Source organism: Pseudomonas moraviensis subsp. stanleyae (genome assembly GCF_036283065.1).
Lineage (GTDB): Bacteria > Pseudomonadota > Gammaproteobacteria > Pseudomonadales > Pseudomonadaceae > Aquipseudomonas > Aquipseudomonas stanleyae.
The window spans coordinates 13,828-25,174 of the sequence record NZ_JAADJI010000017.1; the positions used below are offsets into that span (position 1 = coordinate 13,828).

The window sequence follows — 11,347 nt, forward strand, 5'->3', positions numbered from 1 at the left end:
GCCCGCGCAGGCAATCGAGCAGCGCCGCAAAGGCTACTGGCGTTCGAGCAGTTTCAGTGATTGTGCTTTGGTAAACGTCATCCGCTCTTCCAGGCGCAGATTGTCCTTTTCGTAGTAGATGCTCATGTCGGCATGCTTCTGCGGGACCGGAACGATGCGCTCGATCAGTGGCAAAGTATCCACCAGCAACTGCCGGGCGTAGCCCATCGCGCGGGTATAGGTGTCGATCACTTCTTCGAACTCGGGGTAGATGTTGAAGGCTACCTGATTGAGGATCGGTCCTTCGTCGATGCCCTCGCTGATCTCGTGCAACGTGGCGCCATGCACCCGCTCGCCATTCTTCAGTGCCCAGTTGACCGGGCGTACGCCGCGATATTTGGGCAGGTAGGAAAGGTGCAGGTTGATGATTTTCGCGCAGCAATCGATATAGCGCTTGGGCAAGATTCTCTTGTGGAAAATCACCAGGCAGATATCACAAGCGAACCTGCCGTCGGCATAACCGGGCAAGTCTTCGATCAAGCCGCTTTCGACCACTTCGATCCCGTGCTGCCGGCAATACTGAATCAATGTGCGCTCTGTGCTGACCGGCTCGAATGGATCGGCCACCACGTACGCCACCTTATGGTCGGGGGAGGCGGTGAAATACTCACAGGCGAAAATGGCCAGTTCGCCCTTGCCGCAAATCACTACCGTCTTGGTCTCAGGCGAGTTCAACGGCGCTCTCCTTGGCTTGGTTGCTGGTGTTTTGCTTTGATGCCAGATCCTGCATCACGCACGTCAGGGCGTGGATCAATCTGGCGTTTTCGTCAGGCGTTCGGCAGGAGATCCGGAAATATTTATCGGAGTCGTCATTGCGCTTGCCCGAGCACTCTTTGATGTAGATGTGGTGCTTGTCCAGCAGCAATCGGGAAATGGTCTGGGCGTCCCCGTGATGGGTCTTGCAGTAAATGAAGTTTGCTTCGGTCTCGAAGCTACTGATGCCGTCGATCGCATTCAGCGCCTGTTGAAATGCGCGAGTGTCGCTGATTACTTGTTGGCAGCTGGCCAGGTATTGCTGTTGATACTGGGGCAGATGCAGCAGGAATTCTTCGGCAAAACCATTGATGTTCCAGATCGGCAGCAGCGAGTTGATCAGTGCCATCAAGGTCCGGTTGGCGCTGGCCAAGTATCCAATGCGAATCCCGCCGATTCCGAACGTTTTGCTCATGCTGCGGATCACCACAAGGTTGGGATGTTCGTCGAGCACGTTGAGCAGGGTGCTGCTGGCGTGACTGGAGAAATCGAGGAACGACTCATCGACGATCAGCGAGATGTCCAGTTCCAGCAAGTCAGCGGCCAGCGAAGCCAGGGCCGACGCGGGCGTCAGGGCGCCGGTCGGGTTGTTGGGCGACTCGATGATCACCACGTCAGGGCGCTGCTGCCGGCAGGTGGCAAGTAACGCGTCGATGTCGATAGCGAAGTCATCCTGCTCTCGCGTGTAGTGGCATAGCGTGCGCTGCTCACCGAACACGTTCGCGTATTCGTTGAAGGACGGCACGGTCACCAGCGCGCTGCCGGAATAAACGGCCGGCAGCAATTTGATGATTTCCGCCGCGCCATTGGCGATGCACAGGTGCCTTGCGGAGACGCCCAGGAACTCGCTGAGCGACTCTTCCATCAGCTTTCTGCCGCCAGGGTAGTTCAGGAGGATGTGATCGAAGTTTTCCTTGATCTTGTCTTTCATCTGCTGTGGCGGGAAGTGGAAGTTGTAGATCAGGGCGAAGTCGAGCATCGGGTAGCGCCAGTAACCGCCATGGCGGTTTTGCACGAAGTCCAGTCGATCGCTACTGGAAATGTAGTTGCAGACCGTCAGGTCGTAATGATTGTCGACTTCATACCATTCGGTGGTCGGCACGATGACCGTCTGGATATCCCACTTGCCTTCCAGCGAGGCTTTTTTGAAGACGTCCTCGTAATAAGCGTTGAGGTTGTCATTGCGCACGTTATTGGCAAGTTGAGTTTTGATGTGCTCGGCGAAAGTGGCTGTTCCGACCTGGTACAGGTTGACGGTTTTGAATTGTCCGTCCTGTGCCTGATGGCCGACGTCCTTGGTTGAGCCGAAACCTTGCAAGTGTTCGCCATCGAGCACGGCGTAGGTGCCCTCCATGTTCTTGTCGAGTGGGGACACCAGGGCGATCAGATCCCCGGATTTTTGCAGGAGCTGTTGCAGGCTGGAGGCTGAGAAATAAATGTCGCCCTCGATGATCAGCGTATTCGGCGCAATGTGCTCGCGGGCCAGATACAGCGAGTAGATGTTGTTGGTCGTGGCCCAGTCCGGGTTGCTGACAAATTCGAAGGTGAGGGTGGTGTCCATCGCCCGAAGATGAGCAGTAATGGTCTCGGACTGATAGCCCACCACCACGACCACGTTGGTGATGCCCAGCGTTTCGAGGTTGTTCAGGGCATTGTCGATGAACGCGATATTGTTGGTTTTTACCAGCGGCTTGGGCGTGTGACGCGTGCGTTTGCCCAGGCGACTGCCACGCCCGGCGCAAAGAATGATGGCTGTCTGATTGGTCATTGTAATGTCCTTATTTAATGAAAGATGAGCCCGGGCACCACGTGCTGGTAGACCCATACGCCGTCGATCCTGCCGCGAAAGCTTTCCTCGCCACCGCTGTCGCCACCGGTCTTGATTCCGGCGCCGAGGCCGAAGGTATGGAAGTTTTCCAGCACCCGACCCTCGCATGTGACCGGATTGAGTTGCGCGTTGGTGAGCAGCCCGAAGTCGTCCTGTTGCAGTTCCAGCACCGTGCCATCAACGTCCAGCAAGGGCACCAGCCCGGCCTTGTATCCGGTGCTGTGAATCAGCAGGTCGGATTGCGCGATCTGGCTCAGCACCTGATCGGCAGAGGCATGCGCGATGTCCACGATGTTCAGGTTGCGGATCAATCCTTGTTTGATCTTGCGAGCGAATTCGAACGAGTCGTAGCGCAGGCCTGAATAGCGGTTGACCCTTTGGCTTGCCTGGCAAATGTCGGCATCGACAAAGGGATAGTCTTGCTCGCGGGCGGAGGCAGGGGAGTCGAAGAACAGTTTGAAATCGCGCTTGGTCAGCAGCGTGATGGTGCCCGGGTATTGCAGTTGCTCCACCAGCCGGATGACGCATGAAATTGCGCTGTGCGAAGAGCCAACGATGGCCACGGTGTTGTACTCGCCGCTTTGCAATGCCTGGTCATGGATGCCCTTGATCAGCGCGTCCGAATTGATGTTGTGATGGGGGTGCTGCAAGGTGGCTCGATTGAGCCGGCCGCCGATGTTGAAAATGATCTTCTTGCCCAGCGCCTCTACCCGCCGGCCATCGACCAGGTAACTGACGCGGTAGTGCCCTTGCGAGGTCAGGCGAATTTCGCAGACCGTCGACTCTGTGGAAAATTCGAAGCGTTTGTAGAGCGACTGGTGTTGAGCAACGAAAGTGCCGATGTGTTCGAGGAAGCGCCCGACGTGGCGCAGTTCTACCGCTTCAGAGCGCCGCTCGGCGAAATACGTCCACTCGGGTGTGCTCTGCAGGAAGCGGCTGAGGTCGTCCGTGCGGTCCTGGAATTTTTCCAGAAACACCACACCCAGCGAGTTGGCGGTAATTCGGTATTGACCGATTTCGCCGCTGCCCAATGTTTTGGATTTCTCGAGTATCAGGCAGCGCTGAATTTGTTCGTTGTGAATAAGATCAGGCAACAACGAGATATTGGCGGGTCCGGCACCACATAGGATGAGGTCATAAATCGGCGTATTCATGGTGTTTGCCTGATAGGTGTGAAGTTCGGGGAATTACTTTTTCGAGGCGAAGAAGTTTCCGGCTACCGTGTTTGGTGCGCAGGGGTGGAGTATTGGAAACTTCGCGTCGATTAATCAGTCATGCGCGAGCAGCCGTTTCGATATTTATCACTGAAGCGCCTGTTTCATGCGTAGTCTTTTTATGTCGGAAGATGCCGATGAATATGGCCGTCATCAGCGTGCTGGCAAGCGTCAGGAATATATAAAGTGCTGGACCGCTGAGTCTTTGTATGAAAATCCCGCCAACTATGGGGGCCAAAGAAAAGCCGATGCCATATAGGGAGGCCGCTCCAAAGTAAGCGCCACGCAAGTTGGGTGGGGCCAGGCTGTCGACAAACATATTGATACATGGAAACAGCAAAGTCTGACTGATGCTCATGATCAGTACTGCGCTGTACCACAGCGGTTTGACGTCATGAAAATGTGCGGCCAAGGCAAATCCGGCCTCACTGATGATCAGCAATGCCGAGCCCAGATAAATCTTGGCATTCAGCGATACCGACGACAGGGCACTGGCAAGCGGCAATTGCAGTATGACGATCGTCGAGGCGTGCAAGACGATCAGTGAAGCAAGAAAAGGCAGATAGCCTTCGAAAGCCAGAGAAGCCATCAGTTGCGGCAAGCTGGAGTCAAAACTGCCGAAGATAAACATCATGATGATGTTGTTGATCACCAGCGCAAGGAACAAACGGTCTTTCGCGAGTACGCCCATTGTGCTTTTGAAGCTTGTGGTGTTGACCGCTTTGAGGCTCACGCCTTTGCCGAATACCAACACGCTGACCAACAGCAGGACGTAGGAAAGCGTTACCAGTACGAATGACCAGGAGTCTGCGGAGATGCCCAGTTTCAGACCAAAATAAGGCCCGGTCGCCGCTCCGGCATTCAGGAAAAAGTAGCGAAGGTGCATGGCGCGCTCGACCAGAGGCCGCGACTCGATGATATCGCCAATGACGGTTTTGATCGGATTGTTGACCAGCGCCCACGACAGGTTGGCCAGCAATGTCCCTGCAATGTAGCCATAAGCGTTGCTACTGACGCCCAGCAGCAGATACGACATTGCCGCGACAACACAGCCCAGCACAATTATTTTCAGGCGGCCGATTTTGTCCGACAGATAGCCGCTGTAAAAACTCACGATCGACGACAGGGCAATGGACAGTGTGAGGATCAGACCGATAAATGTCGCACTGAAACCAAATCGGGTGTACAGCACGATCGAGATAAACGGCCAGACCATCATCGATGTAGCGCGAGTGACAAAGGTGCCGATAAATAATATCCAGATGAATAATGGCATCTCGGAAAAATAGCGACTGACAGTATTTTTTATTGAAGTAGACATATTGGAAGCGGCCGCTGTTCAACCCCTGATTTGATGCAGGTTGAAGAAGTTTGATCGATGGACTGCGAATGTCACTCGTGTGGTATTTGATCCGCAGCTATTTAAAGTTGCATGAAGCGCCATGCCATTCGAGGACATATTTGGGCGTTTCCATGGATGTTTACCGATAGGCGAGCGACCCGCTATACGCAAGTTTCGCTGAAAGCTGAACAATAACGTTCGCGACTACCAACAGCCTGCAAGTGGCGAGTAGGAAAGCTTTGAGAGAGGGGATAGGGCATGGCCGATTTCATTCCTTGAGTATCGTTGAACACGTTATTGCTTCCTTGGCAGTGTTGAGCCGAGTCTACATAAGTTGTCACAAAATGTTAATAAAAAATTCACATTTGAATTTTATTGTCCGATTTCGAGTGCGTTTCTGAGGGTGACTCACGAGTTCGTTAAACGGACGGCCTCCCGTTTGATAAACGAAGTCGCCAAGACAGTCTTTACCCGGCGGGCGCCGAGGTGCTGGGAGGAAGGAAGAAAGGGGCGGAAACGCTGGCAAGCCTGGAGGATCGATGCTTGCCAGCGATTTTCAGCGGTTACTCGGCGATTTGCAGCTTACGTGCCTCGGTGTACACGTAACGCACTTTCTCGTACTCGAACGGCGAGTTCATCTGACCGTAGCGGAAGCTGGTCTGGTAGCGCTTATCGATTGCACGCAAGGCCCAGACTTCCGGGTGGTTGGAGCTGACTTCCGCAACGTTGAGGAAGTTGATCGCGGTGTCGGCGGTGTAATCCACGGCCAGACCTGCGGTGTCGCGGATGTTCGACGGGCCGAAGATCGGCAGTACGAAGTACGCGCCGCCCGGTACGCCGTAGAAGCCCAGGGTCTGCCCGAAGTCTTCGTTCTGCCGTGGCAGGCCCATGGCGGTGGCCGGGTCCCACAGCCCGGCGATGCCGATCGTGGTGTTGAGCAACAGGCGCGCAGTGGTTTCCATCGAGCGCTGGCCCTTGAACTGCAACAGGCTGTTGACCAGATTCGGCACGTCGCCAATGTTGTTGAAGAAGTTGCTCACCCCGGTACGCACAAAGCTTGGCGTGATGTAGCGATAGCCATCGACCACCGGCAGGAACACCCACTGGTCGAAGCGATAGTTGAAGTGGTAGACCCGGCGGTTCCACGATTCCAGCGGGTCATAGACGTTCAGCGCATTGAGCGTCGAGCGCTCGAACTCGCGCTGGTCCAGGCCCGGGTTGAACTTGAGTTTGGTCAGCGGCTCCTTGAAGCCGTCGCTGTCGACCACCACCGGTGCGTCGGCTTTACTGTTGTCGGCCTGGGCCACGCCTGCACAGAGGAGCGCTGCAATCAGCAGGAGATATTTAGCCACGGAAGAACTCCAGCATGGCGTCGCTGTTGACGCGGTAGTTAAGGTTGCCGCAGTGGCCGCCCAGTGGATAAACGGTCAGGCGATCACCGAAGGTCTTGCGCAGAAAGCCTAGGTCGCCAGGGCCGAGGATGACGTCATCGGCGTTGTGCATCACGGCGATTTTCGGGCTGTCGTGCAGGTAATCCTTGAGGGCGTACAGGCTGACCTGATCGATCAGTTGCAGCAGGCTGCCGCCATCGGTGCGCGCACGCCACATCGGGATGACCTGTTCGGTGATGTAGCAGTCGAAGTCGCATTGCAGCGCACGCTTGAGGAACGGCGTGAGGCTGGTGCCTTCGGTGATCGGGAATTTCGGCGGGGTGATCAGGCCGCGACGGTTGACCAGGTCCGAGGTGTAGGCAATGTCGGCCGCCGAGAAGCGGAACGAAGTGCCGATGAGCATGGCCATCTGTTCGTTGGTCAGGTGTTGCTTGGATTGCTGGAAGTCGTACAACAGAGCATCGTTGAGGTCGATGTAGCCTTTCTGCTGGAAGTAGCGGGTCAGCTTGGTCAGCACCAGTTCATAGAACGTGGTGCTGCTGTTGATGCCCTTGACCTCGGTCTGCACCAGTTTGTCGAGGTTGGTCACCGAGGTATAGAGGTTGACCGGCGGGTTGAGCAGCAGGACTTTCTTGAAGTTGAAGCTGCGGCGCGTCTCGTCCAGATGGGCGACGAACGCGGCATCGAGGGCGCCGAGGCTGTAACCGGTCAGGTAGTACTCGGTCACCGGCAGTTTCGGGTTCTGCGCCCGCACCGCCTGCATCACACGGTACATGTCCTCGGCGTCTTCCTTGGTCACGCCCGGGGTGGCGAAACGCGAAGCGGCGCTGATGAAGTCGAAGCTGGTCGGCGACGACAACTGCACGACATGGTAGCCGGCCTTGTAATAAAGCTTTTTCAGGTATTCGTTGAGCGTGCTGTCAAAGCGCGCGCCGGTGCCGGCGATCAGGAAGATCAGCGGCGCCGGTTTGTCCTGCGTGGCGATGCGGTAAGTGAGCTTCTTTACCGCCCAGAAATTATCCGGTAGTTCGAACTCACGCTCCGGGCGCAGGGTGAGGCTGCGGTCCGTCTGATTGATGTCGTCGTCCAGCGGCAACTCCGGACGCAGGTCCGGTGGTGTCGTGGCGATTGTCGCCTCGAACGGGTTGGTCAGCGGGTAGCCATAGCTGGCGGCGTCGATATCCACCGCCAGTGCGGACGCACTCAAGATAAGGCCGCTGAACAGCGCGGCGAAGCGCAAGGAACGGAGCATGACTAGATCCCTTAGAGGAAGGTGTCGATTGAAGTTCGCAGGCTATGACCACCGGCCGTGCGCCAAAGTGCCATGCTGCGGCACCAAACAGGCGGAATTCGGGGTAATAGTAGCTGGACGATACACGTTGCGAGGGCTCGCTGAACAGTTAACAGTTGTTAGTGCTTGCGAATGCCGGTCGGCAGATTAAGCTGGCCGCCGATTTCCGCAGATTGGAGTGCTCCATGTCCCGCCGCTTGCCCGTGATTGTGCTGCTCGTTTTGTTGCCGCTGTGGCTGGCCGCCAGTTATACCGCGCGTTACGGCTTCATGGAGGACGGACAGTGGGTGGGCATCTGCGTCGACGAGGCCAGTCGCTGGGAATGCGCGGTGCGCTCGAACCTCGGGCTGATGATTCATTTCAAGGTGCTGGGCTGGGCGGCGCTGGGCGTTGCGCTGTTGGCTTTCGTGGTGCCCGGACGGGCAGGGTGGTGGCTGGCGGTGCTGGCGCTGGTGGTCGGGCTGCCGGCGCTGGCGTTGTACAACACGACCTTGGCGGTGTTTGCCGTGGTGATTGCCGGGTTGCGCCTGGTCAGATCTTCACGCAGCGCGTGACGGAACAGATCGCAGCCTTCGGCAGCTCCAGTGGCATGCCGTACACCTGTAGGAGCTGCCGAAGGCTGCGATCTTTTGATCTTGATCTTGCTCAGCCTTTGCGCACCCGCAGGCAGCGCCACAACGCCAGCACCATCAAGCCACTCACCAGCGCCCACCCCCACGCCTGCTGATTCAGCAACCCTTCCTGATACAACTGCGGCGCAATTCCCGCACCGACGATAAAGGTCAGCAACGCAACCTCCCGACGCGGCACGCTCACCGGGCGGCACAGGTACACCAGCGCCGGCAGCACGAACGCCATGCTGGCAAAACTGCGATAACGCGGATCGAAGACCATCTCCAGCATCATCACCGCGGCGGCAAAACCGGCGGCTGCGACCAGCCACCCGGCGCGACGCTCAAGGAAATCGAACGCGCGAGAACGCCAACCGCTGCGTGCACTCAACGTCAGCGCGGCATGCGCGAGCACCAGCAGATTCAACCCGGTCAGCAAACCGACCCACAGCCATTCACCGGCGAAGCGCGTGGTCAGCCGCGCGAGATCGCCCCAGGCGCCAATCGAGCAAGCAGCGACGGCGCCGAGCAGCGGTAGCAGCAGCGCCGAGCGTGTGCTGCGAACGGCGCTACCAAGGATCAGCGTGCCGAAGAAGATCAAAGCACCGACCGCCAGCCATTCTTTCCAGTACGGCACATTGCTCACCGGCCCGGCGAGCACGCCCTTGTCCTGGCGATCGGCATCGAACAGTCCCCAATAGCCGCCGACCGCGCCTTCGCTGCCACGTTTCCATGGCTGATCGAAGGCTTCGATCAGGTTGTAGCGCCAGCCTTCCTGCTCGGCCATCGCCACAAATCCACGAATGAATTTCGCCTCGTTGACCCGGCTCGGCACGGCGGTTTCGCGCTGACGGCCTTCGCTCGGCCAGCCGGTTTCGCCAATCATCACGTCTTTGGGCGCGAATTTGTTGCCGAACACCTGACGCACATCCGCGACATGCCGCAGCGCCACGTCGATGTTCGACGGATCGTCTTCCCAGTACGGCAGCAAGTGGATGGTCAGGAAATCCACGGCCGGGGCGATTTCCGGGTGCTTGAGCCAGAACTCCCAGACATCGGCGTAAGTCACCGGTTGCTTGACCTGGCTTTTGACCTTGTTGATCAGCCGCGCCAGTTGCGCGCCGGTGACCTCTTTGCGCAGCAGCGCTTCGTTGCCGACGATGACCGCTGTAACCACGTCGGAATTGGCATTGGCCGATTTGATCAACAGGTCGATTTCCTGCTCGCTATCGACAGGGTTGCTGTTGACCCAGGCGCCGATCATCAACTTCAGACCGTGTTTGCGCGCAAGATCGGGCAGGGCTTCGAGGCCGGTCATCGAATAGGTGCGAATACATTCGAAGCGTGTCGCCAGCAGTGCAAGGTCGGCGTCCATGCGCTCCGGGCGCAATTTGAACGGCACGTCGAACGGCGACTGGTCCTTGTCGAACGGTGTGTAGGAGGCGCATTGCAGCTTGTGCGTCGGCGTCGCAGCATCGGGCAGGATCACCGGTTGGCCGAGGCCATACCAGAAACCGCCAAGGGCCAGCAGCCCGAGCAGGCAGGCGAACAGATAGGGCAGAAAAGGAAATCGGAACGTCGCGGACATGGTCAGGCCGAGTGGCAGCAAAGCGACGCATGTTACCTGCATTTATAGAAGGGCAGGTGGCTTGCAGGCGTTGTCCATGCAAAGTTCGGGCGGATTGTCTGGCGTCAATTAATCTTGGTTGATTAATGGCTTTCTGATGTCGTTTCTCGTTGCCTTGAGGTCGCTGACAGAGCAGGTCGACTACCGCGTGAGGTTGATGATCAAACCATCAGTACCCTTTTTGAAAAATCGGCTGATGTTCGGTGTGTGAGGTCCGGCGTGATGGGGGCGCTGTGCACCATAACAATACGTTGACGATGCCCGGCATCCGTCGGGCGCAGCATTTCGGGGAAGTAAACGATGAAGATGCGACGACTTTTAGGCGCAGGTGCCGCTCTGGCGCTTGCGATGAGTTCCACTTTCGCCAACGCTGAAAAACAGACCCTGAACATCGGTTACGTTGACGGCTGGTCCGACAGCGTCGCGACCACCCACGTGGCGGCCGAAGTGATCAAACAGAAACTCGGCTACGACGTGAAGCTGCAAGCGGTTGCCACCGGGATCATGTGGCAGGGCGTGGCCACCGGCAAGCTCGACGCCATGCTCTCGGCCTGGTTGCCAGTGACCCACGGTGACTACTGGACGAAAAACAAGGATCAGGTCGTCGATTATGGCCCGAACTTCAAGGACGCGAAAATCGGCCTGATCGTGCCTGAGTATGTCAAAGCCAAATCGATCGAAGACCTGAAAACCGACGACACCTTCAAAAACCGCATTGTCGGCATCGACGCCGGTTCAGGCGTGATGCTCAAGACCGATCAGGCGATCAAGGACTACGGGCTGGACAAGTACAACCTCAAGGCCAGTTCCGGCGCCGGCATGATTGCCGAGCTGACCCGCGCGGAGAAGAAAAACGAATCCATCGCTGTCACCGGTTGGGTGCCGCACTGGATGTTCGCCAAGTGGAAATTGCGCTTCCTCGACGACCCGAAAGGCGTGTACGGCCAGGCTGAAACGGTCAACAGCATCGGCAGCAAAGGCCTGGAAGCCAAGGCGCCGGAAGTGGCCAAGTTCCTGAAAAACTTCCAGTGGGCCTCGAAAGACGAAATCGGCGAGGTCATGCTGGCGATTCAGGATGGTGCCAAGCCTGACGCAGCGGCCAAGGACTGGGTCGCGAAACATCCGGATCGCGTAGCTGACTGGACCAAATAACAGCTTCACCACCGAACCTGTGGGAGCGAGCCTGCTCGCGAATGCAATCTGCCAGTTGATGCAATATTGACTGTTACGACGCCTTCGCGAGCAGGCTCG

9 protein-coding genes are annotated in these 11,347 nt (G+C 57.3%); 2 read left to right on the top strand and 7 right to left on the bottom strand.

Annotation, left to right across the window (positions count from 1 at the left end):
- Window positions 1-33 precede the first annotated feature (33 nt).
- The 6 genes from GXB78_RS26215 to GXB78_RS26240 form a co-directional block, all read right to left on the bottom strand.
- Window positions 34-714 carry a formyltransferase family protein gene (locus tag GXB78_RS26215; protein ID WP_329517608.1) on the bottom strand — a complete coding sequence of 227 codons (681 nt, stop codon included), beginning with the start codon at window positions 712-714 and terminating at the stop codon, window positions 34-36.
- The gene (locus GXB78_RS26220; RefSeq protein WP_329517609.1) at window positions 701-2,560 is read right to left on the bottom strand and encodes an aminotransferase class I/II-fold pyridoxal phosphate-dependent enzyme; all 1,860 of its coding nucleotides are present in this window, start codon (window positions 2,558-2,560) and stop codon (window positions 701-703) included. The genes GXB78_RS26215 and GXB78_RS26220 overlap by 14 nt, the downstream gene beginning before the upstream one ends.
- A gap of 14 nt (window positions 2,561-2,574) precedes the next feature.
- Window positions 2,575-3,774: an FAD/NAD(P)-binding protein gene (locus tag GXB78_RS26225; protein WP_329517610.1), complete on the bottom strand. Its 1,200-nt coding sequence runs from the start codon at window positions 3,772-3,774 to the stop codon at window positions 2,575-2,577.
- A 118-nt stretch (window positions 3,775-3,892) separates the two neighbouring features.
- Window positions 3,893-5,155: an MFS transporter gene (locus tag GXB78_RS26230; RefSeq protein WP_329517611.1), complete on the bottom strand. Its 1,263-nt coding sequence runs from the start codon at window positions 5,153-5,155 to the stop codon at window positions 3,893-3,895.
- Between the two features lie 584 nt (window positions 5,156-5,739).
- A complete protein-coding gene (locus GXB78_RS26235) occupies window positions 5,740-6,528 on the bottom strand; it encodes an MlaA family lipoprotein (protein WP_101158680.1) in 789 nt (262 codons plus the stop codon).
- Window positions 6,521-7,819 (bottom strand): serine/threonine protein kinase, encoded by a 1,299-nt coding sequence (locus tag GXB78_RS26240; RefSeq protein ID WP_329517612.1) that lies wholly within the window; start codon window positions 7,817-7,819, stop codon window positions 6,521-6,523. Before GXB78_RS26240 ends, GXB78_RS26235 begins: the two co-directional genes overlap by 8 nt.
- Window positions 7,820-8,043: 224 nt before the next feature.
- On the opposite strand from GXB78_RS26240, the gene GXB78_RS26245 reads away from it, so the two are divergent.
- On the top strand, window positions 8,044-8,412 hold the full coding sequence (locus tag GXB78_RS26245) for a hypothetical protein (RefSeq protein WP_329517613.1): 369 nt from the start codon (window positions 8,044-8,046) through the stop codon (window positions 8,410-8,412).
- A gap of 91 nt (window positions 8,413-8,503) precedes the next feature.
- Here the strand turns inward: GXB78_RS26245 and GXB78_RS26250 are convergent, their stop codons facing one another.
- Entirely contained in the window at window positions 8,504-10,099 is a 1,596-nt protein-coding gene (locus GXB78_RS26250; protein WP_329517614.1) for a glycoside hydrolase family 17 protein, read from the bottom strand.
- A 297-nt stretch (window positions 10,100-10,396) separates the two neighbouring features.
- On the opposite strand from GXB78_RS26250, the gene GXB78_RS26255 reads away from it, so the two are divergent.
- Entirely contained in the window at window positions 10,397-11,248 is an 852-nt protein-coding gene (locus GXB78_RS26255; RefSeq protein ID WP_329517615.1) for a glycine betaine ABC transporter substrate-binding protein, read from the top strand.
- Window positions 11,249-11,347 lie beyond the last annotated feature (99 nt).